This is a genomic window from Streptomyces sp. MJM8645 (assembly GCF_001625365.1).
Classification (GTDB): domain Bacteria; phylum Actinomycetota; class Actinomycetes; order Streptomycetales; family Streptomycetaceae; genus Kitasatospora.
Window position 1 is genome coordinate 206,600 of sequence record NZ_LJJF01000002.1, and the last position, 25,252, is coordinate 231,851.

A 25,252-nucleotide genomic window follows, 5' to 3' on the forward strand; every position below is an offset into this window, starting at 1 on the left:
CGCACGGACCGAAGCGATGAACGCGCCCGGTGGACTCCACCGTAGGAAGCAGAAAGGCGGTCGCCCGGCCGCATCACGTGGAGGAGATGTGACCACCGAAGCCGGCACCCCCGGGCCCGCCCTCCGCCCCGCGCACTGGGTCCGCGCCAGGCTACGCGCGAGCCCGCTCGCGGCACTGTTCACGGCGGCCCTCGTGCTCGTCACGGTCTTCCTGGCGGCGGCCTTCCCCCGGGTCGCGGACCGGAACGCGGACGCGGCGCTCGCGGACTACGTGAGCCACCAGGGCATCTATCCGACCAGCCTGCACGCCGCCTCCCGAGCCCGGCCGACCGACACCGCCGACGGCCTCGACGCCGTGCAGCGGGAGCTCGTCGCGCGGGTCGGCAGGGAGCTCCCGCTCTCCCGGTCGGGCCTGGCCCACGGCACCCGCACCGCGTTCAACGACATGTACAACCCGGGGTACGCACGGCTCGCCGAGGAGACCGCCCCGGGGCTCTCCCTGGCCTACCTGCACGGCCTTGCCGACCGCGTGACCCTCACCGACGGCACGTGGCCGGGCAACGCGCCCGCCGCCGGCCCGCTGCCGATCGTGCTGAGCCGGACGGCCGCCGACACCGTCGGCATCAAGCTCGGCGATGTAGTCGACAGCGGCACCGGCGGACCCACAGGGCGGCGGACCGCCGTGGTGACCGGTTTCTACCGCGTCAACGATCCGCTCGACCCGTTCTGGGACGGCCTCGGCTGCCCGGACCGAGCCTGCCTGAACCTCGGCACCAACGGCGACAACCGCTGGCGGACCACCGGCTTCGTCGACGGCGCAAGCCTGTCTGCGCTGACCGGTTGGGGCCAAACCGTCGAGGACTTCTGGCGACTGCCCGTCGACCCCGGCTCCCTGCGGGCCGACCGGCTCGACCGGATCCGCGCCGCCGTCCAGCCCTTCCTGACCGGACGGGCCGCGACGGCGCTGGTCGCCGCGACCAAGCGCGCGGACCTGCGCATCAGCTCCTTCCTGCCCGACGTCCTCGCCCGGGCGGCCGCCCGCTACCACGCGGCGATGGCGCTGAGCGCGATCGGACCGGCAGGTGCCGCGGGCGTCGCCGCCGTGGTGCTGCTCCTGGCCGCGGTCCTCGGCGCCGACCGGCGCGCCACCGAGATCCGGCTGCTGTACGCCCGCGGTGGTTCACGCCGCGGGGTGGTGCTGCGTCTGCTCGGCGAGGGTGCGGTGACCGTCCTGCCCGCCGCCGCGCTCGGGACGCTGCTCGCCGTGCTGCTGCTGCCCACCCCCCGGTGGGGGCACGCGGTACTGGCGGCCCTCGCCGCGACGCTGCTCGCCCTGCTGGCCTTCCCGGCCCGTGTCGCCCTGCTGTGGTCGCGTCAGCGGGTGGCCCGCGGCCGGGGCCGGGTGATCGGCACCCTGCGCCGGGTGATCGGCGAACTCGCCGTTGTGGCCGTCACCGTCGTGGCCGTGGCCGAGGTCCGCCGACGCGGCGTCGGCCACGCCGGGTCCGACGTGGACCCGCTGTTGGCGGCCGCCCCGCTGCTGCTCGCCGTGACCGGCGGGCTGCTGCTGGCCCGGATCGTGCCGGTGGTGTTCGGGCGGCTGGCCGCACTCACGAAGCGCGGCCGCGGCCTGATCGGGTTCCTGGGCCTGGCCCGTGCCGCCCGCGACGGCTCGGGTCGTCGGCGGCGGTCCCCGTTGCCGGTGCTCGCGCTGCTGATCGCCGTCACCACGACCGGTTTCGGCGCCACCGTGCTCGACACCGTGGAGCACAGCCGGATGCGTGCCGCGCGGGCCGCGACCGGCGGCGACATCGCCATCACCGTCCCGGACTACGCCACCCTGCCGGAGTCGTTCACCAAGGCCGCCGCCGAACTGCCGGGAGTCCGGACCTCGACCGGGGTCCGCGTCGACTCCAGGGCCCTGTTCATCGGCGCCGACCAGGACTACACCAAGGCCGTCCTGGTGGTCGCGGAGCCGCGGGCGTACGCGGAGATCGCCCGGAGCATCGGGGCCGGCGAGTTCAACGCGGCGCAGCTCGCCGGTGCCCCCGGCGGCGCCGACACTCCGGTGCCCGCACTGTTCAGCCGTGACCTGGCCGGGCGGCTGGCCACCGGCACGCCCAAGGTGCACCTGCTCACCGGTAACGACCTGCTCACCACCGTCGCAGGGGTCGTCACCGCCACCCCGGCCCTGCCGGACCCGGGTCTGCCGTTCGTCGTGGTGCCCGCCGGTCCCGCCGCGCAGCGCCTGCCCGAACTCGGCCGGATGAACAAGTGGCTCGGCGTCGGCGACTTCGACCCCGACCAGGTCAGGGCGACGCTCCTGGAGCGGGGCCTGACCCAGCCGACGGGCATCACGAAGCTGATCGCGGAGGACGCCGCGGCCGCGGGCCGGGGCACCCACGGGCTGCCTCCCGGGTACACGGTGGGCAGCAGCCGCGAGTACGCCGCGCAGCTCGCCGAGGACCCGTTGCAGCAGGCCGCCGGGCGGCTGTTCCGGTACGCGGCGTTCGCCGGCGCGGGGTTCGCCCTGCTCGCCGTCCTGCTGACGCTGTTCCAGGCCGCGCCCGACCGCGCGGCGGTGCTCGCCCGGTTGCGGACCATGGGTCTGCGGCCCCGGCAGGGGCTGGCACTGATCATCGCCGAGGCACTGCCACAGGCCCTGGCGGCGGCCGTTGGCGGCGGTCTGGTCGCCGCGGCGGCGGTCGGACTGCTCGGCTCGGCCTTCGACATCTCCACGCTGGTCGGTGCCGAGGTCGGCAACGCCCTGTCGCCCACGGTGGTGCCGGTGCTACTGCCCACGGTGGGCCTGGCGCTGGTGGCCTGCGTCGCGGTGGTGCTGGAGGCGCTGGTCGCCGGCCGGCGCCAGATCGCCACCGAGCTACGTGCCGGGGACGGGCGATGACGCCGGCGAGGAGCCGTTCGTCGACACCCTGGAAACTCTGATCGCGGTTTGTGATGATCTTGGCGCGGGGCGCGGAGGCCTGACGGACGAACAGTGGATCCGACTGGAGGAGTTGCTGCCGGCGGGTAGAAGACAGGGCGGCCTCCGTACCGGACCCATCAGCAGGCCGCCGGGGCGGCGAAAAGGGGGCCTCCAGAAGGAGCCGCCAACTCAAGCGCCACGGGCCGCCGCTACGAGATACGACAAACCTGCCGTCCACTACGAAGCGACCGTGCTGGTCACAGCCATCAACGAATGGCTGTGACCAGCACTTTCACAACAGGCCATAGTTCGGATGAGCCCGTGTCAGGTGCCCCATGCTCCGTCTCGACCTCGTCCAAGAGCCCAGGCTGCTCGAGATCGAGATCAACACCCGCCGCCCCGGGGAGACCCAACGAATGCAGTGGCTCGGCGAACTCGCCGGCCTGCAGGAGAGCCTGCGGCACATTGCTGACACGAAGTGTCAGGTCGAACAGCTGCGAGTCCAGGCCGGCCCGGACGCGGATGGTGTCATTGCCCTGAGCCAAGGGGATGGCGCTTACCCCGAAATCACAGTTCGGGGCCTACCCCGCCGGGCTTCTGGCGAGAACTACCGCAACTTCCGATCAAGAGGAGAGCAATGGCTGAGGTCATCAGGTCGGTTCACGAATGGGCCGCAGAGCCACAGGCAGGCCGACTTCGAGCTCACCCGCAACCTGCGGGCAACCTCCGGCGGCCCCAGCCCATCGGCGAACAACCCGACGGCCTCCAGCCGCACCTCCTCGCGACGCTGGCGACCTTTCGCCGTCAGCCCGCCCCCATCCGCATATCGCATACCTACGGCATAGCGTGCAGATGACCATCGGTCAGCTACATGAACAGGCCAATCACCCCGAAGCGCCGAAGTCAGTAGCGCGCCTGGGCCCAGTTGTAGAGGCGGTGGGCGCTGTCACCGAGGCGGGTGGCGTACAGCGTGCCGGGCTGCCCGCCCGCGAGGTCATCCGTGGTGGTGGTGACGCCGACGACGGTGCCGGCGCCGGTCCGGGTGTCGAAGCGGGCGAAGTGCGGGCCGCCGCTCGCCCCGTGGGTCATGTCGCAGGACTCGCCCCACAGCAGGGGCGCCTTGGGGGCCGGCCGGTCCGGTCCGGCGCAGTGGATCATGCGTGAACCGGCGTACTTGGCGCTGGGGTCGTTGAGCCGGTCCTTCGGGTAGCCGAAGGTGTGGATGAACTCGCCCGCCGCGGGCTCGGTGAACGCGATCCGCTGGCTTCCGGTGACGTCCGCGATCCGGCGCCCCTCGGCTGACGGGTTCGCCACGAGGACCCCGGTGTCGTAGCCGGCGACAGCGACGTCGTTCGAGGTCGTGCTGCCCGGATCGGCGTCCCAACGGGAGGACGTGGCCATCGACTTGATGCTGAATCCGCCGAGCGGCTTCGTCCCGTTGCGGTAGCCGGGCACGAAGTAGAGGTTGTGCTGCCAGGTGTCGTCGGCGGCGGGAGCCCCGACGCCCCGCAGGCAGTGCGCCGCGGTGACGACGGTGCTGCGGTTCGCACTGTTGACGACGGTCGCGGTGCAACTGCCGTCGTAGCCGTCGGAGAAGGTGAAGAAGAGCCGGCCGACGCTCCGGTCCACCGCACCGCCGTGGGTCCAGACGGCGCCGGGGTCCGGCGTGTTCGGCGGGAGCGGACGCGGATCGTCGGGCGTGGTGTCGTCCTCGGGCACGGGGGTGATCTCGGGGACCATGGCGCCCGCCAGCTTCATTCGCGCGGCGGTCCAGTAGGCGTCGATCCGGCTGCGCTCCTGGGCGGTCGTGGCGCCGGCGTGCGAGGTGACGGAGTCCGGTTCCGCGGCGAAGGCCGCGGTGGGCAGCAGCACCGCCGCTGCCGTGGTCGCGCTCAGCAGGAGGGCGGCTGCGGCGGAGAGGCCGCGGGGGAGTTCTCGGCGTGTGGCTGACATCGTTGCCCATCTCGGTCGGGTGCGGTTCGTATCGGGTGCGGTTCGCGTTCGGGTGCGGTCCGTACGCGGGGGCGGCCGCGGTCCGCCCCGCGCGTCGCGGATATCCGGCACTGTAGGAACAGAACGTCAGGTCCTGGTCTGGGGCGCGTTTCGCTCTTCCATCGGTACCGTCAGGTTCCGGTAACGACGTCTCATCCTCGTACCGGTGCCGGGTGTGCGCTCCGACCCGGTTCCAGCCGCAGTTCACGGCCGACGGAGAGGCGGCCGACGGGCTTGTCGAGGTCCGTCGGGACCATGGTTGTGCTCCGCACCGCGAGGGGCTCCCAGGGCTTCGCAAAAAAGGAGCTTGAGGCCACTGGCGCGCGTGTTGTACTTGGCGCATGGGGGTTGGCGACGGTCGGATGCGGTTGCGGGTGACGAGCCACCCTGTTGCCGATCCCGAATCCGGGCTCAGCCGGATCCTGAGCACTGGTCCCATGCTCCGCAACACTTTCGTCCGCCCGCCCGACTACCGAGTCGGGTATCTGGGCGCAAGCCGCGCCGATCTCCTTCGGCTCGGCGCTCTGTTCCGCGTCGCCGCGGCGAGCCCGCACAGCGCGATCTACATTCCGGTCCCACCGGGCGCCCATCCGATGGCCTCCGCCGGCGGCGACACCCATCCGATGCCCATGCTCCTGGCCCGTGAGGACACGGGACTGCGGCCGTCCGACTGGCCGGATCTGCGGCACAGGATGCGCCGCGCCTCGGTGCCGTTGAGGGTGACCGCCCCAGCGGCACGATCTCCCGACCGTCCCGACGACGTCCGTCGCCGAGCCGATCGCCACCCCGCCCGCTTCGCCGAGTACGCCGCGACGATCGTCATCACCGCCCGTGCCGAGCTGCTGTTCTGGATCGGCGACTGGCTCACCGCCGCCGGCGACCGCGTCGCCCAAGACCCCCACGTCCATCAGCACGGCGAGAGCTTCCTCGGCGACATGGTGGGCTTCTTCGACCCCAGGGGCACGGACCAGCCCATGCACGCGTTCTGCGTGGTCGCCGTCGAACCGATCTTCCACCAGGCCCGCTGGCGGAAACAGCGAACACCCAGCTGAAGCAGTGGTGGTAGCCGAAGCCCGCCGCGTCGAGGGCCTGCGTCTGCGGCGGTCGGTCCGTCCCGACCGGCCAGCCGGTCAGTCCTGGTCGAGCAGTGCGGCGAGGTAGTGCGCCACCTCGCCGCACAGGTCCTCCGGTGTCGGCACGTGCCAGTGTCCGCTTCCCGCTGTGGCGTTGAACAGCAGCCCGTCGCACCAGCGGATCAGCCGCCGGGCGTCGGCCGCCGGGTCGGCCGAGCCGCTCTGCGCCAGCAGGGCGGCAGCAGTGTCGGTGAAGCGCGCGCCCAGCCGGTCGTAGCCGGCGCGCAGTTCGGGTCGGCGGGTGGCTTCCAGGGCGAGTTCGAGGCGGGCCAGGGTGAGCCTGCGCCCGGTGGTGAGCGCGCCGTACAGCAGCTCGGCCACTCCCTGGGTGAGCAGGTGGCGCGGGCAGCAGTCCGGCGGGGGCCCGCCGGCCATGAGCGGGTGGCCTCCGGTCTCGCGTTCGACGATGCGGGTGAGGGCGAGGTCGAGCAGGGCGGCCCTGGTCCGGGCGAGGTTCGAGGTCGAGCCGGCGGGCAGTCCGGCCTCCTCGTCCACGGCGCGGTGGGTCAGCCCGCGCAGGCCGCGCTCGGCGATCAGGGCGATGGCGGCGTCGGCGATCAGCGTCGGGCGCGGCGGTGTCATGGATCCGGTCCTGGCCTCTCTCTTCAGGGGGTCCCGACCCGGGGCAGGCCCGAACCCCCTTCACGCCAACACTATCCCATCCCAACTACAGGTGTAGTACGGTGCGGGACATGGTCACTACAGCCGTAGTGTCGGGAGAGGGGTTCACTCATGGGCGCGTACCAGGCAATCGTCATCGGCGGCGGCATCGGCGGACTCTCCGCCGCCCTCGCCCTCCACCGCCAGGGCATCCCCGTGACCGTCCACGAGCGCGCCGCCTCGCTCGAACCCGTCGGCGCCGGACTCGCCCTCGCCCCCAACGCCCTGCGCGCCCTCGACCGGCTCGGCATCGGCGAACGCCTGCGCGCCCTCGCCACCCCCCATCCCGCCGTCGGCCTGCGCCACCCCTCCGGACGCTGGCTCGCCCGTACCGACACCGCCACCTTCGAGGCCTGCTTCGGCGACACGATCGCCGCCGTCGCCCGCGCCGACGTCATCGCCGCCCTGGTCGACGCCCTTCCGGACGGCACCGTCCGCACCAACTCGCCCGCCGCCCTCGTCACCCCCGGAAGCACCCCCGGAGGCACCACCGGAAGCGCCACCGGGGGCACCCCAGGAAGCACCACCGGACCAGCCGTCGTCCGGACCCCCGACGGGGAACGGCCCGCCGCCCTGGTGGTCGCCGCCGACGGCCTCCGCTCCGCCACCCGCGCGCTGCTCTTCCCCCGGCACCCCGGCCCCCGCTACAGCGGCTTCACCACCTGGCGCACCGTCGTGTCCCCCACCCGCCGGCCGGATGCCGTGGGCGAGGTCTGGGGACGCGGACAGCTCGCCGGCGTCGTCCCGCTCGCCGACGGCCGGGTCTACGTGTACGGCGCCGCCCTCGCCCCGGCCGGCGCCCGCGCCGCCGACGGCGACGAGAAGGCCGAACTCCTGCGCAGGTTCGGCACCTGGTGCGCGCCCGTGCCCCAACTCCTCTCGCTCGCGGAACCCGAGCGCGTCCTGCGCCACGACGTCTGGGACCTCGCCGACCCCCTGCCCGCCTACCACCACGGCCGGGTCGCCCTCCTCGGCGACGCCGCCCACGCCATGTGCCCCTTCCAGGGCCAGGGCGCCTGCCAGGCCATCGAGGACGCCGTCGTCCTCGCCTCCGCCCTGACCCCCGGCGCGGACCCGGCCACCACCCTCCCCGCCTACACCGCCGCACGCCTCCCGCGCACCACCGCCATCGTCACCGGCTCCCGCCGTACCGGCGACCTCGTCGCCCTCCACACCCCCGCCGCCACCCGCCTGCGCGATGCCGCCCTCACCCTCGCCGGCCTCCTCCCGGCCCGCACCCTGCTCAACCGCTCCGCCCGGACGTACAACTGGCAGCCCCCGGCCCTCGACGCAACCGCCTGAGCACGGACCGCCCGCCACTCGCCCGGGACCAGCCGACGGGCTGGATACCGAGGCGGCGGGCATGCGGGTCGAAGCGCCCGGGGGCGGCCTTGCCTGCGAGTTCGGGGACCACGACGATCCGCCGGAGGCCTTCGTCCGGATGTGCGGGATCGCCGTGCAGGCGATCGCTCCGACGACGGCCGGGCGGGCGGGCCGGTAGAGCGGCCAGGCGCGTTCCGCGGGTGACGCAGGTCATAGGAACCCGAGCGGGCGGGGCACCAGATAGGGGGCGTGGACTCTTCAGATCGAGATGTGCGCGCGAGGGTGCGGGCCGGTGACCGGGACGCGTTCGGCCGGCTCTTCGACACGTATGCGCGCGCGGTGTACAACCACGTGTTCCGGCTCACCGGGGACTGGTCGACGGCGGAGGACGTGATGTCGTTGACGTTCCTGGAAGCCTGGCGCCGGCACGACCGGGTCGAGGCGGAGGGCGGGTCGCTGCGGCCCTGGCTGCTGGGCATCGCCACGAAGCTGGTCAGCAACCAGCGCCGGGCCGCCCGGCGGCACTGGCAGGTACTGGCGCAGCTCCCGCCGGCCCGCGAGGACGTTCCCGACTTCGCGCAGGAGGTGGCCGGGCGGATCGACGACGCGGCGCGGATCGCGGTCCTGCACCAGTCGCTGGCGCGGCTGCGCCGCCCGGACCGCGAGGTGCTGGCCCTGTGCGTGTGGGCGGGCCTGGACTACCAGGAGGCCGCCGAGGCCCTGGGCGTACCGGTGGGCACCGTACGCTCACGCCTGTCCCGGGCCCGGACCCGGCTGCACCGTCTCGCCGAGACGGCCCAGCGCCGGGCGCAGCGGAAGAAAGTGGAACCCGGCCGTGACCGGAACCAGATCCAGGGTGGGTCCGCGAGTGCGGCCCCGTCCACGAAGGAGGTACACCAGTGAACGCCGGACAGCGGCCGGAGCCGGTCGAGCGCGCGGAACTGCTCGGGCAGGTGCCCGTGCCGGCCGAGCGCGACCTCCCCGCAGGACGCCACGCCCTACACCGGGAGCGCCTGATGCGCCAGATCGACCTCGACACCCCCGCCCCAACCTCCGCCCCCGCCCCGGCCCCCGCCAGGCCGCGCTTTCGGCGGCGGCTGGCCGTCACCCTCGCCGGTGCGCTCGCCGTGGGTACGGTCGTGGCCGTGGCCGTGACGCAGTCCTCGCGGGGCGGGGCCAGCGGGCCGCTGAGCTCTGCGGAACTGGCCAGCTGGACCGGTGTCCCGACACCGCTGGCCGCTTCGACGGGCCCGGGAGCCACCGCCGAGAAGTGGTGCCTGGACCGGATGGCCGACGGCCCGGGCGCCGGGGCACCCGTCAAGATCACCAATGCGGACCTGCGGGGCAAGGTCGCCTCCATGGTCGTCAACCGCGGCGGCAAGGCCATGCTCTGCTACGTCGCCTCGGAGACCAGCGGCCTGTGGGAGGCGATCGACCCGGTGAAGAACGTGGCGGCCGATGCGGTCACGTACGACACGGGCGGCTCCCACGGTGACGGGGACGCCATGTTCAACTACGCGCAGGGCTCCGTGGGGGCCGGCGTGAAGGCGATCACCATGCAGGTCGCCGGACGCACCTTCCAGGTCACCGTGGCGGACGGCCGCTGGACCGTCTGGTGGCCCGGGACGATGTCACACCGCGCCGTCCCCGACACGGTCACCGTCACCCTCGCCGACGGCACCACCCGCGTCGTCGGCGGCAGCTCGCTGTTCACCAGGTGAGACCCGGGTGAGACCTCCCGGGTGCGCGCTGAGCGCCTGGACCAGGCGGCGCCCGGTCGGGCCTGCGCGCTCCCGGGCCGGCGGCGCATCCCGGCCCTGATCTCCTCCTCGGCGAACGCCGCGAGCGCGTCGGACCTGGCCGTGGGCCGGGTCCGCCGTTCGCGGCGTTCGCGCTGTTCACGGCGTTCGCAGCGTTTGCGGAGTGGCCGCGGGCGGGGGTGACGTCCTCCCCTCCGGTACCGGCCAGGCCCGGGAACCGAAGCGGACAAAGTAGGATGACTCAACTCCCGCGCTACGCGCGAAGAGTTCCATAAATGCCCCATTTGTTCGATTTATCTCCGCTTCACACGCACGGAGCCACCCTCATGGACAACCCGTCGAACGCCGACACCGGCGGCGCGATAGAAACCCGCGGCATCGAACCCGTCCCCGACCACGAGCGCGGGGGCAGAGTCCGCGAGCTCTTCCCGACCTGGGTCGCCGCGAACATCAGCGTCCTGCTGCTCACCATGGGCGCCGCCCTGGTGGTGTTCAACCAGTTGAACTTCTGGCAGGTCCTGATCGTCGCGGCGTGCGCCGCGCTCGTCTCGTTCGGCCTGGTCGGCGTGCTGTCGGTCTCCGGCAAGTGGGGCGGGGCGCCGGGCGCGACCCTCTCGCGGGCCACCTTCGGGGTGCGCGGCAACCTCTTCCCCGGCGCGGTGCTCTGGATCGCCCGGTTCGGCTGGGAGACGATCAACGCCGTCACCGGCGCCTACGCCGTGCTGACCGTCCTCGACCTGCTCTTCGGCGTCAAAGCCAACACCGCGCTGATCGTCGTCACGCTCTTCGCCTTCGTCGCCTGCACCTTCCTGGTCTCCGGCATGGGCCGCAAGGCGCTGAACGTCTGCAACACCTGGTCGACGTACCTCTTCGGTGTCTTCAGCGTGCTGGTGCTGGGCTACCTGGTCGCCACCATGCACTGGAGCGAGGTCTTCGCCAAGCCCGCGGGCACCACCGCGATGATGATCGCCGGCATCGGGACCATCGCCGCCGGCGGCATCAGCTGGGTCCCCACCGGCCCGGACTTCGCCCGCTACCTCCCGCACTCCGCCTCCGGCAGGAAGATCGTCGGCGTGACGGTCTCCGGCGCCGGCCTGGTGATGGTGCCCATGGTGCTCATGGGCGCCGTGATGGCGGTGGCCTCACCCGGCCTCGCCCAGGCCGCCGACCCGGTCTCCTTCCTCGGCGACCTGCTGCCGACCTGGCTGGCCGTGCCGTACCTGCTGACCGCGATCGTGGGCATGCTGCTGATCAACAGCCTCTCCATGTACTCGGCCGGCTTCACCGCACAGACCATGGGCGTCAAGCTGCCGCGCGCCACGGCCGTCAGCATCAACGCCGTGATCTCGCTGGTCGGCGGCCTGCTGCTGATGCTGGTCGCCAAGAGCTTCCTGGGCTCCTTCATCACCTTCCTGATCCTGCTCGCCGTCTCCTTCTCGGCCTGGATCGGCGTCTACGCGGTGGACATGTTCCGGCGCCGCTCACGCGCGGTGCGCTACGACGCCGCCGGGCTCATGGACACCAGCAGGAACAGCCGCTACTGGTACACCGGCGGCTTCTGCTGGCAGGCCATGGTGTCCTGGGTGCTCGCCCTGCTGCTGGGGCTCGCCTTCACCAAGTGCGACTGGTTCGCCGGCCCGCTCTCCGACACCCCCGTCGGCAGGTACGGGCTCGCCTGGGCAGCGACCATCGTGATCTCCGCCGCGATCATGGCCGCACTCCCCACCCCCCGGGAGAACACCCCCGCCACCACCGGACAGCCCGCCGACCGCCAGGCGGAGCAGCCCGAACCGGCCACTGCCTGATCCCGAGGCACGGCCCACCACCCAACCCGACACACCTCGACCGCCCGGTCGCCGCCTCACCCGAGCCGGCGACCGGGCGGTCCCGTTCTGCCACCACACCCAGGAAGCCGGCCGACAGCCGGCCAGGCCCTGCCGACGGCGACCAGCATCCGTTCGGGGGCCTTGGCGGCTTCGCCACCGTGCAGCAGGCGATCACCACGGCGACGGAATCCGGACACCCCCGCTCCGGCCGGGCCGCCGACGTCGCCTCCGGCGCCTTGACCGCACTCCCCGACGTGACCCGAACGCCCGCCCGGGGGTCTGTTTCGCTCCCGCTACGCCGCGACGACCGGTCCCTGGTCCCCGGATCAGTCCATGCCCTGCCGGCCCTACGCCTTCGTCGTCGCCCGGGCCGTGAGGCCGGTGTCGACGAAGTCGCAGTGCGACGCGACGACGTCGGGGGCGGCGGATTGCAACTCGTCGCATTTCAAGGTGGCGTCGACGTACTCACGGTCCCCACTCGGGAAGCTCTCCGTGAGCACGGCGACGCGGAACGTGTAGCGGGGTCCGGTGCTGGCAGGATCCGGGATGCAGGCCCCGCCGAAGAACACTCCCTCGATCGTGACCTCCTCGCTGTAGTAGCCGGTAGGGCAGGTGTAGCCGTAGGCCGGGTCGGCGGCACGGGCCGGGGCCTGAACGGCGGTCACCGTCCCGGTGGCAAGGAGGAGCGCTGCGGCTCCCATGCCGATCGGGTTCATGGCTTCACCTCTCTGTACAGTCACTCCGAGTACTTGAGACGCTACCCTGGATTCGCACGCCTGTCCGCCCGGGGCTTCCAGGTCCGGGGGCTACCGGTCCAGGTCCGGTCCCAGCGCCCCGCGCCTTGAGCTGGGGTGTCGCGACCCAGGGACGGGTGGGCGGGGTCACCCGCCCGGAGCCGCTCGTGCCGCGTCAGACGATCGTCGGGTTCTACCAGGCGAGCAGGATGTAGCCGGGACCACCGTCGTGTCCGCCGGTGACGGTGACGACCGCGCCCGACGACCGTCCGGCCGCCGGGCAAGCCGGTTCACCAGCGCAGGCGCCGCGCCACTGCGGCCGAGTTCGAGTCCGTCTGCCGAATGCAGTGACTCCGGCGGTCGGAGTAGGTCATGCTGAGACCGGGCCGCCCCGCACCCCCCCTCGTCGAACTGGCCGTTCACCAAGGAGAGTTGCATGGCGGCCCACTGTGCGGGCAGGGAGTGGAAGCGGCATGGGTACGCGCCCCCGGCGCACCCCCCTCATCGTGATCGGCTGCACCACTTGACGCAATGACGTCCACGCACCGGGGGCGGGCCATCGACACGCTCATCCACCAAGGGAGCACAGCATGCGCATCAGGAAGACTCTCGCCGCCCTGGCCGTCGTCACTTCGACGATGGTCGGCGTGGGCGTCGCATCCGTCGGCACCGCGTCCGCCTCCGACAGCGGCTCCGACAGCGCCACCAGCAACAACGGCGCGTGGTACCAGGTGTACGCGAACGGCCCGACCGTCGGGTGGCACGTCAACGCGGGCCGCACCGACGAGCGGTTCTACCTGACCGCCGGAGACACCTGCGGCCACACCTACAGCTGGAACTGGAACGACGTGGCCGACGCCGGGACGAACAACGCGTGGTGGCAGTTCGCGTGCAACCTGTCATGGGCGAACCTGTACCCGACCAACAACGGCAGCCAGTCCGGCCGGACCGTCTCGCGATGATCCACGTCGCAGACACCGTCATCCCGCTGCCCGGCGGCACGACGGGCGGCTGAGCGCCGCGCGCCGGCTGGTACTTCCTCACCGCCGGCCGGCCTCGCCCCTGCACCGATACCTGTACCAATACCTGCACCGATCCCCGCTGCGGTCGTTGTGGGACGCACTCCGGAGGTGACGGCACCGGGTGTCTCCCGGGGCCGTCACCGACCGGGCGCGGCGCCCGCTGAACAGCCCGGCGGTGCGGTCCGACCGGCCTGGACGACGAAGGAGCCGGCCAGGCACCGGCAGAAACGCGGTGCCCGGCCGGCTCCCGGCCGGCTGTGTCCCGGGAGACGGGGCTACGGCGCCGGGCTCAGCTTCTTCCACGGCCGGCCGCCGTTGGCCTCCGCCGTGCCGGGGGTGGCGGTGGTGTACCACTGGGCGTACCAGTAGTAGCCCTGGTACTTCACGAACGCGGCCGTCGAGGCGGCCGGGTCGCCGGTGAGGAGGTGGGTCTCCCGGACGGTGGCTCCGCCGGCGACCTCGATGTCGCTGCCGTTCGCGGAGCGGAGCTTGAACAGGCCGTTGTGCTTCGGCCCGCCGGGGGCCCCCTCACTGCCGTTGTCGGCGATCGGGACGAGCCGCCACTTCTGCTCGTTGCGTCCGTTGCACGCGAGCGAGGCGATGTCCTGCCGGGAGGCGGTGGCGGTCAGGCACCTGCCGCCGCCGGAGACGGTGTACAGGCCGCCGCCCGCGTCCTGGATCCGCCAGTACTGGTTGGGGTTCTGGTCGTTCAGCTCCACGAGGTGCGCGCGGGACTGGTCGGGGTTGTTGTCGATCATCATGGGCTTCCCGGTCTGGCTGTCGCCGTACTCGAACATCCAGCCCTTGTCGCCCTTGTCGTACATCCGCCACAGCCGGCCGCCGTCGGGCCGGTAGACCTGGCCCTGCTTCCAGTCCGGGGCCTGGCAGGAGCTGCCGGCCGCGGGGGCGGGCGGGGCCACCGTCCGCACGTCGCGGCGCTGGTCCCCGGTCGAGCCGTACTCCCGTCCGCCGATCTTGAACGTCACGTTGGACGGCCCGGTGACCGGCAGGTAGTACTTCAGGTCGATGTCCCGGGACTTGCCCGGCGCCAGGTCCTCGCAGTAGCCGAGGGTGAGGGTGAGCCGGTGGAAGTCCCCCTTGAGGCCGCCCGTGTTGGGGCCGGTGTGGCCGGGCACGAGGCCCTTCATCTCCTTGTAGTCGTTGTCCTTGACGATCGGCGGCATCGAGGTGGGCAGGTCGAGGGCGATCTCGGTGCCCTGGGCGAGGGTGACGCCGGAGTTGTTGGTGATCCGCAGCTTCGGCTGGACGGGGTAGAAGTCGTTCTCCCCGGTGGGGAAGTCCACCAGTTCGGCCTTCACGTCGATCACCTCGGCCGGCTGCGGCCGGCCGCCCGCCTTGGTGCTGCCGGCGGCGCCGGCGCCCTTGAAGGCGTTGTCGAGGCGGGTGGTCAGGTCGTAGCCCATGCCCCATTCCCCGCCCTGGCGCTGGGCGTAGTCGCCGGCGAGCTCCCAGATCATCGCGCCGCCGATGCCCTTGTCGACGATGTAGCGGGCCTTGGCGTCGATCGACTTCTCGTTCTCGGTGGAGAGGAACACCTTCTTGGCGTCGTTCCACAGCCAGGGCGACTGGAGCGCGTCCGAGTACTTCGGCGCGTAGGTGCCCGTCAGCTGCCCGGTCGGCAGGCCGGTGTCGACGCCGTAGGACCTCAGGTAGCCGGGGGTGCGGCCGTCCTGGAGGTTCTTGGTGTGCCACAGCGGGTTCGACCCGGCGCCGACCTCCCGGTCGTTCTCCAGGTCGTGCCAGAGGTTGTCGATGCCGACCGCGCCCCGCCCGCAGGACTGCGCGTTGGCGGGCCCGCGGCCGCCGGTGCCCAGCGGGCACTGCGCCTGGTCCGCCATCGCGGCCGTGCCCCAGAGCCCGTCGGTGCCGCCCTGGACGTCGCGCCAGCCGCGGGAGTAGTACGGGACGCCGAGGTTGATCCGGCCGGCCGGCAGGGCGCCGCGGTAGTAGTGGTAGGCCCAGTCGGTGTTGAAGTAGCCCTCCTTCTGGAAGTCCTTCGTGTTGGGCGCCTGGTCGTTGTAGATCCCGGCGTCGGCCAGTTCGTTGTCCTTCCCGTCGTCGTAGAGCGGGGCCTGCGGGCCGACGAACTTGTTCCAGGAGCCGTGCAGGTCGTAGGTCATGACGTTGACGTAGTCCTGGTACTGCAGCGCCTGCCCGGCGTCCAGCCCGCGCACGAGGTAGCCGGAGGAGGAGCCGGCCGAGGTCAGCAGGTAGTAGCGGCCCTTGTCCGCGCCCGACCGGTCCAGCTTGGTCCGCAGCGTCTTCATCAGCGCGTTGTAGCCCTGCTGGAGGCCCTTGCGGCGCGGGTTGGAGACGTCCCAGTCCAGCGGGTTGCCGGTGTTGGGCAGCGCCGTCGGGTACTCGTAGTCGATGTCGACGCCGTTGAACCCGTACTGGTCCAGGAAGGCGCTGACGGAGTCGGCGAACGCGTCGATGCCCGGCTGGTTCACCGAGCCGTCGGCGTTGGTGGTCATCGCGTAGAAGTTCCGGGTGCCCGCCCAGCCGCCGACCGAGATCAGCGTCTTCACCGCCGGGTGCTGCTTCTTGTACGTGTTCAGCAGGTTGAAGTGCCCCTTGTACGGGAGGGACGGATCCATGGCGTTCTTCTCACCCGGCCAGCTCAGGCCGGTCGCCGGGTTGGCCGGGTCGTTCGGGTCACCGATGCTGATCCGGTTGTCCTGGACGTCGGCGAACGCGTAGTTGACGTGCGTCACCTTCGACCAGGGGATGTTCGACGCCAGGTACTTCGGGTCGCCGTTCACGCCCGCGCGCCACCCGGTGAAGTAGCCCACCACGCGCCGGGTCCGGTCGTTGCCGACCCACTCCCGGCCCGCGCCGTCGTACACGTCGCAGTACCGCGCCGCCACGCCCGGAGTGGGCGTCATGCCCTCGGGACGGCAGTCCCCCGAGGCGGCCGGCTTGGTGCCGCGCCCGTCCGGGGAGGCGTCGAACGGGTCGCCCGCGTCACCGCCGTCGGGCTGGCCCACCGGGCGGGCGGACAGCTGCCACTTCTGGGCGTCGGACCGGTTGCAGTCGTAGATCTGCAGCGGCCGGCCGGTGTCCGAGCCGGGGACGTCCAGGCACTTGCCCGAGTTCGGGTTCCGCAGCTCCTGGCGCGCCGAGTAGATCCACTTCTGGGCGGCGGAGCCGTTGCACGCGTACAGCTGGACGGCCGTCCCGTTGTCGGCGCGCCCGGCGTCGACGTCCAGGCACTTGGCCAGGGCCTGCAGCGTGCCGTCGGCCGCGACCGTCCACGCCTGGCCGTCGGAGCCGGCGCAGTCCGCGAGCCGGATCGGGGTCCGGTCGTCCCGGCTGCCGCCGCGCGGCTCGACGCACTTGCCGCCCAACCCGCGGATCGTGCCCACCTGCGTGCCCGTCCCGCTCTCCCGGAACTTCCACCGCTGGGCCTGGTTGTTCGCGTCACAGGCCGTCACCGCGAGCGCGGCGCCCGCGGCGCCGGCGGTCAGACAGCCGCCGTCGGCACCGCTGACCAGGGTGTACCAGCCGGTGCCGGTGCCCTTGGGCTGCCACACCTGGTTGGCGTTGCCCTCCTGGGTCTGGATGAGGTGGGTGGTGTGTGGCCCGGGATCGTGGTCGACGACCATGTCGGGCTTCGCCGACGCGGCGATGCGCCAGTTCCCGCCGCCGAGCGAGCGCATCACCCAACGCTGGGCGCCGGAGCCGTTGGGCTCGTACGCCTGGACACTCGTACCGGCGGCGGTGCTGCTGCCGCTGAGGTCCACGGCCATGCCGGTGGCCGAACGCAGCTCCACCTGCTGGCCTTCACGCGGATCCGTGCCGGAGGCCGGGTCGCGGGGGGTGATGATTACGTCCCCGGGGTACTCGATGTTCCAGTACTGGGTCTCCTGGACACCCTTGGCGCAGAAATCGTTACTGACCCAGTTGAGGTCCCTGGAGCGGTTCCCCGGGTCCTGTGTGAGACACCTGCTGTTCTCGCCGATGGACAGCGCGACCCGGCCGTCGGCCGCCTTCGACACGTACCAGCCGGTCTCCTTGGGGCCGATGTTGGTCCAGTTGTTGTAGCGGTCCAGGTAGCGCCCGTCGTGCTGCACCGACTGCAACGAGATCTGCGAACCCACGTTGTGGAGCAGCCACCGCTGGCTGGCCTTCCCGCTGTCCGGGCGGGTGACGAGGTAGTCGTCGAACTTGTCGGTCTCGGTGTCCAGCACCTCCCCCGTCCGGGCGTTGCGCAGTCGGACGATGCCCTCACGCACCGCGGAGGCGTCCGGAGTGACCTTCATACCGTCGTTCGAACCGGCACAGTTGAAGATGTACCGATCGGAGCCGGACGCCGCCTTGCCGAACTCGGTCAGGCAGCGCGACAGTGCCTGCTGCCCGAACGCGTTGGGATGGATGGCCTCCTGGACGTCTCCCTGCTTCGCCGTCGCCCACTTCTCCCAGCCCGGAAGGTAGGGGACCCAGCGCACCCACTCGGCCTTGTCCATCGGCAGTGGGGCGCCGTTGCTGTTCGCGCTCGTCGCCTGCTGCGCGGTGTTGGCGCACAGCTCGTGTCCGGCGAAGGCGTTCTGCACGTCCAGGAAGCGTGCCCCGGCCGTCCCGGCCGCCTGGCGCAGCATCTCGCCGATCCGGGGCACGACGGAGGTGTGGGCCCAGTCCGCGTCGACCTTGAGGAACGGGCACCCGCCCGTCACATAGCGGCTCCGGTCGCCCGTCCCGCCTTCCGAGGTCTGGCCCTCGCCGTAACGCAGTGCGTCCTTGCCGGGAAGCACGTTCGGGTAGGACTGGAGCACCAGCTCGTAGTTCGACTGTCGGGCCCGGAGCATCGTGGCTCGGACCGCGGTCAGCGTCTTGACGATCTCGGCCCGTACGGTGTTGAGCTTGCCCGCGAACTCGCCCTCCTTGGCCCGGGAGCAGGGCTGTTTCAGGGTGGCGTCGGCGACGAAGTAGGCCACCCCGCAGTTCGCGACGATGCCGCTGAAGTCCAGGTCGTTGCCGCCAATGGACACCACGACCAGGCGGATGTCGTAAACGGCGGCAAGGTCGGCCAGTTGCTCGACCTGTGGCTTCTGCCCCTTGAACCCGTCGGAGAGGATGTTCTTGGTCGTCGCCCCGGAGCAGGCGAGGTTGAAGCGTCGCTCCGGCGGCACGTCCGCGTACTCCGTCCCCTTGATCGGCGCCACGTCCGAGCGATCGCACCGGTTGCCGTTGAAGTCGTAGGACGTCGCGTCGTACACGCAGTCCTGCCCCGTCTGGCACCGCGACCGCCGGTCGGTCCCCCAGACGTCCCCCTCCTCCTTCGTGTTCGCGTTGCCCGCCCAGCGCCCGCCCTCGCCGGAGATGTAGCTGTCCCCCAGCGAGACGATCGCCTTGGGTTTGGACGGAGCGCAGTCCGCCGCAGACGTGGACCCGGCGGTGTCGGCACCGGCCTCGGAGGCCGGAGCCGACCTGGGTACGACCGGCGCCTGGGCGGGAGCGGGCGCGGGGACCGGAGGACCTGGTCGGTTGCAGACCTGACCCCGACCGCTCGGGTCGACGGCGAAGGAAACGGGGTAGTGGTCGGAGCTCTCCATATACGTGAGGCGGCGTGCCGCGTACTGATGGCCGGCTTGAAGCCCGTGGGCAACCATGTAGTCGTATTCCGACTCAGGGTTCGGTACCTTGTACGTCGGGAGTCCGGAGTCGATGATCTGAGTCCCGGGCCCGCCCAGCCCCAGCGGAAGTGTGTCGGGCTCCCGGTTGAAATCGCCCATCACTGTCCACGAGGCCGCCGGACCTGGGTACTTGTTCGCAACGGCCTGAACCAGGCCAGGGGCATCCGGGCCTCCTGGGGAGTCCGCGTGAATGTTGTAGAACCAAGCGTCATCGCGGCGGATACCGAACGCGGGGCGGGGATTGGCAACACCCCCCACCGCCGGAAGAACACCGACTGCGACTGCCTCCCGATCGCTGACCGTCACCAGCGCCCGGCCATTTCGAGGGGTTTCCAGGTAGTAGACGTAGTAGACACGGCCGTTCTGTGGGTGGGTCCACTGGTACGTGACGACGCGGAACGCGCCGTCTGCGTCGTCGTTCCACCCGGGCGTATCGGTGTCGAACCCCGGACGCACGAACTTCATGTCCGTCTGCACCATGCCGGGCGGCACGGTGTCGGGATGCTCCTGCAACGCGACCACGTGATACCGGTCCAGGAGGTGGGGCAGGTCGTCGGGGTTCGACCATTTCGCCGTGCCCCCGCGCATGTTCCAGGTCGCCACCGTGACATCTGTGATCGCGGCGGAGGCGGGAGGTGCGAACGTCGGGAGTGTCTGCGCGAGCACGGCGATCAGAGCGAGCACCAGGACGACAGCTACGCGCGCCGGGAAAGATCGCGTCATCGGCGACCTTTTTCCCAACTGTGAACGTATATGACGGTCAAGCATTCCGTTCCTCATATCTCACGGCGCCTCATCAGGAGACACCGGGTGTCGAGTGACGCTCGATCGAAGCAGTGGGCGGTATACGTCACGTCAACGCGGGGCGGAGCTCCGAGTAGGGCGCCCGCTCCCCACAGCAGCGGCCGGGCCGGCAGGTCGCTCCTGCAGGCCCGGCCCCCGGCATCTCTAGTAGGACTTGGTCAGGTTTGTATGGATTTGGGTACGTCTCGGTGGCAGATGGGGCAGTGACGGCGGGCGCCCCCTGCGTGACCGCGAGGGCCTGCAACAGGCCCACGGTCAGGGTGAGGACGAGTGCCGCGGCGACTCGACGCCAGATGGCCGGTCGACATCGTGGAATCCCGCTCGGGGGGTGACTGCCGCGCATTGACGTGTGTTCCAGGTCTTCCCTTCCGTTGACGGCACAGGGAAGTCGAGACTTTGCGAAGCAGGAATTGACACTTGATCAACGCTTGTGTTGACGCCGAAGGCCGTGTGCGAGCCCGGAGGGCCCGTGGGGTCGGCGCGGGCCTGGACACGCCCTCCGCCGTCTGGGACGCCGGGGTCAGCGGTGCGTTGATGCGCTGTCTACGCAGTCCTGCGGGCGTTCGGGCGCCTCGCCGCTGCAGACGGGTGGGGAGCGCTGTCCGGGTCGAACCGCTCCCCCATCGAGCGGATCCCGGTGGTGCCGCTGTCCGGGGCGGCGTCCGTCGCTCGTCCGTCGCTCGTCCGTCGCTCGTCCGTCGCTCGTCAGCGCGGGCGGCGAACCGCGGCCTGGTGACGTCCGGGTCCTGTCGTCAGTTACCGGGCAGCTGGGGCGGCCCGGATCTCAGCCCGTCCAGGGTGAGGTCGAGGAGGCGTTCGGCCTGCTCGCGCTGCTCGGGTTTGGCCGAGGTGAGGGCGATTCCGGCGAGGGCGGCGAACATGTCGGTCGGACGGATGTCGGAGCGGATCGTTCCGGCGGCGGCACCGGCCTCCATCAGGGAGTTGAGGGCGCCCTGAATCATCTCGTGACTGTCGGCGTAGGGGTTGCTGCCCGAGGCGACGACGGCTCGCAGGGCATCGGCCATGCCGAATTTGGCGGTGGCATAGTCGATGAAGCGGCGAGTCCACACCCGCAGGGCCTCGGCGGGCGGCATCGTCGCCAGGAGACCGGAGGCGGCCTCGCACAGCCGGGCCACCTCGTTGCGGTACGCCGCCTCGATCAGCGCCTCTCGGGTCGGGAAGTTGCGGTAGAGCGTGCCCGTTCCCACGCCCGCTTCCCTGGCGATGCGCTCGAAGTGGGCGTCGAGCCCCTCCTCGCTGAACACGCGCACCGCGGCGGCCAGGATCTTGTCCCGGTTGCGCTGCGCGTCGGCCCTCAGCGGGCGCCCTGCCTCTCGGGTCATCGGCGGCTCGCTCCCTCTCTCCGTTGCTCATTCTCCGTTGCTAAGTGGAGGCTCCGCCACTTAACCTGGGCGAAGTGGCGGAGCCTCCACTTTCACTCTAGGGCATGGTCCGACCTGCCCGGACGCCCCCTCTGCTCCGCACTCCACACTCCGCACTCCAACTCCGCAATCCGCACTCTGGAAGGACAGGCGAGCATGCCAGGAATCGAAGGCAAGGTCGTGGCGATCACAGGCGCCAGCAGCGGCATCGGCGAGGCGACCGCGCTTCTGCTGGCCGAGCGCGGCGCGAAGGTCGTCCTCGGGGCACGCCGTCCGGAGCGTCTCGCGGCCCTGGCCGCCCGCATCGAACAGGCCGGTGGCGAGGCCGCCTGGATCCGCACGGACGTGACGCGGCGCGAAGACCTCCCCAACCTCGTCAAGCTGGCATGCGACCGATACGGCAAGCTCGACGTCCTCGTCAGCAACGCCGGGATCGGCCTGATCTCCCCCCTCGACGACCTGCGCGTCGAGGACTGGGAACAGATGATCGACGTCAACCTCAAAGGCGTCCTGTACGGAATCGCGGCGGCCCTCCCCCTCTTCCGGGAGCAGGGATTCGGACACTTCGTCAACACCGTGTCCACCGCCGGACTGCGCATCGTCCCGCTCCAGTCCGTGTACGCCGCCACCAAGAACGCCGTGCGCACCGTCTCCGAAGGCCTGCGCCAGGAGGCCGGCCCCAACCTGCGCGTGACCGTCGTCTCACCCGGCGCCGTCCGCACCGACTTCGCGGAGCACATGGACCCGGCAGCGAAGGCCCAGATCGACAAGCTGATGGAGATCGCCCTCCCGCCGGCCGCAGTGGCCCGCGCCATCGCCTTCGCCATCGAACAACCGGACGGTGTCGACGTCGGCGACATCGTCGTTCGCCCCACCGCCCAGGGATAGGCCCCCCGCGACGGGGTGAGGTGAGCGGTCGGACCGGGGCACCGGTGCTTGCCGTAGCCTGGCGGTGCCCTGCTCCCGATCCGGTCGAGGTCATGGAATTTCGTCAGTTGCGGTACTTCGTGGCGGTGGCGGAGGAGTTGCACTTCGGTCGCGCAGCCGAGCGGTTGATGATCGTGCAGTCGGCCGTCAGCCAGCAGATCGGTCGGCTGGAGCGTGAGCTGGGCGTCGAGCTGTTCGACCGCTCGGGGCGCCGCGTGCGGCTGACTGCCGCGGGGGCGGCGTTCCTGCCCGGCGCCCGTGAGGTGTTGGCGGCCGAACAACGGGCCCTGGACCTGGTCGGCGGCTTCGTCGCCGAGCGGGAGACCGTGCTGCGCGTCGGGACGAGCCGGGGCATGGGCGTGCGGTTGGAACGGGTGCTGGCGGCGCTGGGGCGAAACGCGCCCGGCACCCGGGTGGAGTTGGCGTCGGCGGCGCCGGAGGAGCGCCTGCGGCGGGTCGCCGACCGGGAGTGGGACGCGGCCTTCGTGCGCGGGGAGGTGACGACGCCGCAAGGCGTGCGGCTGATCCCGGTGTGGCAGGAGGAACTCGTGGTCGCCCTGCCGGCCCGCCACCCGTTGGCCGGGGCGGACGAGGTCGACCTCGTCCGGCTCTCGGAGCTACCGCTTCACCTGACGGAACGCCGGAGCAACCCGCCGCTGGTCGATCTGGTCATGGGTGCCTGCCGGGACGCCGGGTTCGAGCCCGTGCCCGGACCACCGCACAGTTCACTCCAGGACACCCTTGCGGCGCTGGGCGCGGGTGCTGCCGGTTGGACGGTGGTGTACGCGGCGCACGCCCACCAGCTGCGCGGCGACCAGGTGGCCTTCCTGCCGGTGCGTTCCCCGGCCGGAGCGCGGAGCGCCGAGGCGGCACTCTCCCTGCCCACCGTGTTGGCGGTGCACGGTGCCGCCGCCCCCGAGCGCGTGCGCTTCCTGCTGGAGGCCTGTCGGGAGGCGGCGCGCGACGATCGCGATTCGTGATCGTCGCGAACTCGAAGTGCTGCTGGATCGCGAGCTCCAACCGGAGTGAACTGGACACCCGCGGTCACTGCCGCCGATGCGGCCGGTACCGCCGACCACGGTTCCCCACTCGATCCGCGGGCCGTGCCCTGCTCGGCACGCCCGCCACCGGGCCGGCGCCACGTCGGACCGAAACCGACCGAACGCGCCTTCACCGCCACGCCCCAGGAGAGCGACCATGACGAACACCCCGAAGGAACAGGCCACGGACCGGACGCCGCTGGCCGAGCGACTGCGGCGACCGGCGATGACACGATCACTCCGACTCGGCGACACGAAGGTGACCTACGTGCCGGACGGGGCGGTGGAACTCAGCGCGCGCGGCTGGTTCCCCCGCAGCACGGAGGAGGACTGGGCCGCCCACCCCCAGTACCTCGACGACTCCGGCAACCTGGCGGCGGGCATCGGCGCGCTGCTGGTGGAGCACGGCGACCGTGCGCTGCTGATCGACACGGGCTTCGGCCCGCAGTCGATCCCGGCTCAGCCGGGCAATCCGCGCGGGGCCATTCACGGCGGTGCGCTGCTCGACAACCTGGCCGCACTGGGCCGTCCGCCGGCCACGATCGAGGCCGTCGCCATCACCCACCTGCACCTCGACCACATCGGCTGGGCCTGGAACCCCGCCCCGGACCGCGACCTGCCCGCGTTCGCCGGCCGCGACCTCCTGGTCGCCGCACCCGAATGGGCACACCGCCACCTCCTGGCGGCGCGCGGCATCACCGACGAGATCCTCCGGATCATGGCACCACAGGTGCGCACCGTCCTCGACGGCGACGAGATCTTCCCCGGCGTGCACGTGCTGCTCACCCCCGGCCACACCGCCGGGCACGCGTCCTACGTCATCGCCGGGGGCGGCGAGCGGCTGATCGCCTTCGGCGACGCCATGCACTCACCGGTCCAGGTGGACCACCCCGAATGGTCGGCCGCCGCCGACCTCGACCCCGACCGGGCCGCACAGGAACGCCGGCGCCTGGTCGCCGAGTTGGCCCGACCGGGCACGATCGGCTTCGGCGTCCATTTCGCGGACGTGGTGTTCGGCCGGGTTCACCTCGACGGTGACGGCCCCGCCTGGCGAGCCGTCGCCGACTGACCGCTGCCTACCCGACGTTCCGCTCCCTACACGGTGTGCTCGCGAATGATTTCGCCGATCTGCTGGGGAAGTCCGGGGGAGAACAGTGTGTGCCCCATACCGGGAATCGGCTGGAATCGGGAGTGAGGGATTTCATCGGCGAGGGCACGGCCATGCGGTAGCGGGCGCAGGGGATCTTCCGTGCCGTGCATGACCAGTGTCGGGGCCCTGATCGAGGACAGCGGAGCAAGGCGGTCTTCGGTCATGTGGCGTCCAGCCAGATCGTGGTTGAGGGCCGCACTGTGGTTACCGGTCCGGTCGAAGGAGGCTTCCACGAAGCGGCGAGCGGCAGGCTTGTCGAAGGGAAGGATGTCGCCGTTGAGCACGCGCCACGTCTCCAGGTTCGCTGTGACGTACTCGTCGCGAGTCCCCTGCGGGAGAGCGGCGCGTTGTGCGAGGTGCGCCAGGAAGCGTGCTGCGGGTGGCGGCAGGTCGCTGGGGTCGGGTGCCCGACCGGCCATGGCGCGCGCCCAGGCCGGGCCCGCGCTGTGGCCCATCGGGCCGGTCATCATCGCGGTCAGAGTCAGTACGCGTTCAGGGCGGTGAACGGCCAGCCATTGGCCGATCGCACCGCCCAGGGAGGCCCCGACGATGTGCGCGGCGGCGACTCCGTGGCCGTCGAGCACGGCCGTCGCATCGGCTGCCATGTCCGCCAGCGTGTAGGGGTGGGTGGCGAAGTCCAGGCAGGTGGAGCGGCCGGTGTCCCGGTGGTCGTAGCGGATGACCTGGCGACCGCTGGCGGCCAGCACATCCACCAGCTCGTCCGGCCATCCGATGCCGGGTGCGGCGGTCCCCATCACCAGGAGGACCGCCGGGTCGTTCGAGTTGCCGACCCGTTCGGTCCACAGGCGCAATTCGCCGGATTCGACAATTAATTCAGCGCTAGCAGTCATGGGCGCCAACATAGCGAACGAGTTGCCAATTTTCCACATCCCCAATGAATATGACTTTCCATCGAATT

At 71.4% G+C, this 25,252-nt stretch carries 18 protein-coding genes; 11 read left to right on the plus strand and 7 right to left on the minus strand.

Going from position 1 to position 25,252, the window contains the following annotated elements; genetic code table 11:
- Positions 1-88: 88 nt before the first annotated feature.
- On the plus strand, positions 89-2,905 hold the full coding sequence (locus tag A6F73_RS31915; RefSeq protein ID WP_063351863.1) for a hypothetical protein: 2,817 nt from the start codon (positions 89-91) through the stop codon (positions 2,903-2,905).
- A 628-nt stretch (positions 2,906-3,533) separates the two neighbouring features.
- Here A6F73_RS31915 and A6F73_RS44445 read toward each other — a convergent pair.
- Both A6F73_RS44445 and A6F73_RS31925 read right to left on the minus strand, forming a co-directional pair.
- The gene (locus A6F73_RS44445; protein WP_347878567.1) at positions 3,534-3,758 is read right to left on the minus strand and encodes a helix-turn-helix domain-containing protein; all 225 of its coding nucleotides are present in this window, start codon (positions 3,756-3,758) and stop codon (positions 3,534-3,536) included.
- Positions 3,759-3,829: 71 nt separating this feature from the next.
- The gene (locus tag A6F73_RS31925; protein WP_063351865.1) at positions 3,830-4,879 is read right to left on the minus strand and encodes a hypothetical protein; all 1,050 of its coding nucleotides are present in this window, start codon (positions 4,877-4,879) and stop codon (positions 3,830-3,832) included.
- 380 nt (positions 4,880-5,259) lie between these two features.
- Here A6F73_RS31925 and A6F73_RS31930 point away from each other — a divergent pair, with 380 nt between their 5' ends.
- Positions 5,260-5,970: a hypothetical protein gene (locus A6F73_RS31930; protein WP_208869225.1), complete on the plus strand. Its 711-nt coding sequence runs from the start codon at positions 5,260-5,262 to the stop codon at positions 5,968-5,970.
- A gap of 78 nt (positions 5,971-6,048) precedes the next feature.
- Here A6F73_RS31930 and A6F73_RS31935 read toward each other — a convergent pair whose 3' ends face one another.
- Positions 6,049-6,633, minus strand: coding sequence for a TetR family transcriptional regulator (locus tag A6F73_RS31935; RefSeq protein ID WP_063351866.1), 585 nt, complete (start codon positions 6,631-6,633; stop codon positions 6,049-6,051).
- Positions 6,634-6,783: 150 nt separating this feature from the next.
- Here A6F73_RS31935 and A6F73_RS31940 point away from each other — a divergent pair, with 150 nt between their 5' ends.
- From A6F73_RS31940 to A6F73_RS31955, 5 genes are all read left to right on the plus strand, one after another.
- Positions 6,784-8,013 carry an FAD-dependent monooxygenase gene (locus A6F73_RS31940; RefSeq protein ID WP_063351867.1) on the plus strand — a complete coding sequence of 410 codons (1,230 nt, stop codon included), beginning with the start codon at positions 6,784-6,786 and terminating at the stop codon, positions 8,011-8,013.
- Positions 8,014-8,074: 61 nt separating this feature from the next.
- Positions 8,075-8,212: a hypothetical protein gene (locus A6F73_RS41810; protein WP_159398635.1), complete on the plus strand. Its 138-nt coding sequence runs from the start codon at positions 8,075-8,077 to the stop codon at positions 8,210-8,212.
- A 92-nt stretch (positions 8,213-8,304) separates the two neighbouring features.
- On the plus strand, positions 8,305-8,937 hold the full coding sequence (locus tag A6F73_RS31945; RefSeq protein WP_063351868.1) for an RNA polymerase sigma factor: 633 nt from the start codon (positions 8,305-8,307) through the stop codon (positions 8,935-8,937).
- Entirely contained in the window at positions 8,934-9,755 is an 822-nt protein-coding gene (locus A6F73_RS31950; protein ID WP_063351869.1) for a hypothetical protein, read from the plus strand. The genes A6F73_RS31945 and A6F73_RS31950 overlap by 4 nt, the downstream gene beginning before the upstream one ends.
- A gap of 365 nt (positions 9,756-10,120) precedes the next feature.
- The gene (locus tag A6F73_RS31955) at positions 10,121-11,599 is read left to right on the plus strand and encodes a cytosine permease (protein ID WP_063351870.1); all 1,479 of its coding nucleotides are present in this window, start codon (positions 10,121-10,123) and stop codon (positions 11,597-11,599) included.
- A gap of 368 nt (positions 11,600-11,967) precedes the next feature.
- On the opposite strand, the gene A6F73_RS31960 is transcribed toward A6F73_RS31955, so the two are convergent.
- The gene (locus A6F73_RS31960; protein ID WP_063351871.1) at positions 11,968-12,336 is read right to left on the minus strand and encodes a hypothetical protein; all 369 of its coding nucleotides are present in this window, start codon (positions 12,334-12,336) and stop codon (positions 11,968-11,970) included.
- Between the two features lie 608 nt (positions 12,337-12,944).
- On the opposite strand from A6F73_RS31960, the gene A6F73_RS31965 reads away from it, so the two are divergent.
- Positions 12,945-13,316: a hypothetical protein gene (locus A6F73_RS31965; protein ID WP_063351872.1), complete on the plus strand. Its 372-nt coding sequence runs from the start codon at positions 12,945-12,947 to the stop codon at positions 13,314-13,316.
- Positions 13,317-13,651: 335 nt separating this feature from the next.
- On the opposite strand, the gene A6F73_RS42640 is transcribed toward A6F73_RS31965, so the two are convergent.
- Both A6F73_RS42640 and A6F73_RS31975 read right to left on the minus strand, forming a co-directional pair.
- Entirely contained in the window at positions 13,652-18,949 is a 5,298-nt protein-coding gene (locus A6F73_RS42640) for a glycosyl hydrolase family 18 protein (RefSeq protein WP_159398636.1), read from the minus strand.
- A 1,637-nt stretch (positions 18,950-20,586) separates the two neighbouring features.
- Positions 20,587-21,177 (minus strand): TetR/AcrR family transcriptional regulator, encoded by a 591-nt coding sequence (locus A6F73_RS31975; RefSeq protein WP_063351874.1) that lies wholly within the window; start codon positions 21,175-21,177, stop codon positions 20,587-20,589.
- A gap of 195 nt (positions 21,178-21,372) precedes the next feature.
- Here A6F73_RS31975 and A6F73_RS31980 point away from each other — a divergent pair, with 195 nt between their 5' ends.
- From A6F73_RS31980 to A6F73_RS31990, 3 genes are all read left to right on the plus strand, one after another.
- Entirely contained in the window at positions 21,373-22,104 is a 732-nt protein-coding gene (locus A6F73_RS31980; protein ID WP_063351875.1) for an SDR family oxidoreductase, read from the plus strand.
- A 92-nt stretch (positions 22,105-22,196) separates the two neighbouring features.
- A complete protein-coding gene (locus A6F73_RS31985; protein WP_063351876.1) occupies positions 22,197-23,123 on the plus strand; it encodes a LysR family transcriptional regulator in 927 nt (308 codons plus the stop codon).
- Positions 23,124-23,340: 217 nt separating this feature from the next.
- A complete protein-coding gene (locus A6F73_RS31990) occupies positions 23,341-24,252 on the plus strand; it encodes an MBL fold metallo-hydrolase (RefSeq protein ID WP_079136438.1) in 912 nt (303 codons plus the stop codon).
- Positions 24,253-24,278: 26 nt separating this feature from the next.
- Here A6F73_RS31990 and A6F73_RS31995 read toward each other — a convergent pair whose 3' ends face one another.
- Positions 24,279-25,184 carry an alpha/beta fold hydrolase gene (locus A6F73_RS31995; RefSeq protein WP_063352689.1) on the minus strand — a complete coding sequence of 302 codons (906 nt, stop codon included), beginning with the start codon at positions 25,182-25,184 and terminating at the stop codon, positions 24,279-24,281.
- Positions 25,185-25,252: the final 68 nt, after the last annotated feature.

Bases quoted from the DNA above. Each gene is read 5' to 3' on its own strand.
- A6F73_RS31960 (WP_063351871.1), bottom strand. From the start codon at position 12,336: ATGAACCCGATCGGCATGGGAGCCGCAGCGCTCCTCCTTGCCACCGGG.
- A6F73_RS31995 (WP_063352689.1), bottom strand. From the start codon at position 25,184: ATGACTGCTAGCGCTGAATTAATTGTCGAATCCGGCGAATTGCGCCTG.
- A6F73_RS31935 (WP_063351866.1), bottom strand. From the start codon at position 6,633: ATGACACCGCCGCGCCCGACGCTGATCGCCGACGCCGCCATCGCCCTG.
- A6F73_RS44445 (WP_347878567.1), bottom strand. From the start codon at position 3,758: ATGCGATATGCGGATGGGGGCGGGCTGACGGCGAAAGGTCGCCAGCGT.
- A6F73_RS31965 (WP_063351872.1), top strand. From the start codon at position 12,945: ATGCGCATCAGGAAGACTCTCGCCGCCCTGGCCGTCGTCACTTCGACG.
- A6F73_RS42640 (WP_159398636.1), bottom strand. From the start codon at position 18,949: ATGGAGAGCTCCGACCACTACCCCGTTTCCTTCGCCGTCGACCCGAGC.
- A6F73_RS31975 (WP_063351874.1), bottom strand. From the start codon at position 21,177: ATGACCCGAGAGGCAGGGCGCCCGCTGAGGGCCGACGCGCAGCGCAAC.
- A6F73_RS31940 (WP_063351867.1), top strand. From the start codon at position 6,784: ATGGGCGCGTACCAGGCAATCGTCATCGGCGGCGGCATCGGCGGACTC.
- A6F73_RS31925 (WP_063351865.1), bottom strand. From the start codon at position 4,879: ATGTCAGCCACACGCCGAGAACTCCCCCGCGGCCTCTCCGCCGCAGCC.
- A6F73_RS31990 (WP_079136438.1), top strand. From the start codon at position 23,341: ATGACGAACACCCCGAAGGAACAGGCCACGGACCGGACGCCGCTGGCC.
- A6F73_RS31930 (WP_208869225.1), top strand. From the start codon at position 5,260: ATGGGGGTTGGCGACGGTCGGATGCGGTTGCGGGTGACGAGCCACCCT.
- A6F73_RS31985 (WP_063351876.1), top strand. From the start codon at position 22,197: ATGGAATTTCGTCAGTTGCGGTACTTCGTGGCGGTGGCGGAGGAGTTG.
- A6F73_RS41810 (WP_159398635.1), top strand. From the start codon at position 8,075: ATGCGGGTCGAAGCGCCCGGGGGCGGCCTTGCCTGCGAGTTCGGGGAC.
- A6F73_RS31980 (WP_063351875.1), top strand. From the start codon at position 21,373: ATGCCAGGAATCGAAGGCAAGGTCGTGGCGATCACAGGCGCCAGCAGC.
- A6F73_RS31955 (WP_063351870.1), top strand. From the start codon at position 10,121: ATGGACAACCCGTCGAACGCCGACACCGGCGGCGCGATAGAAACCCGC.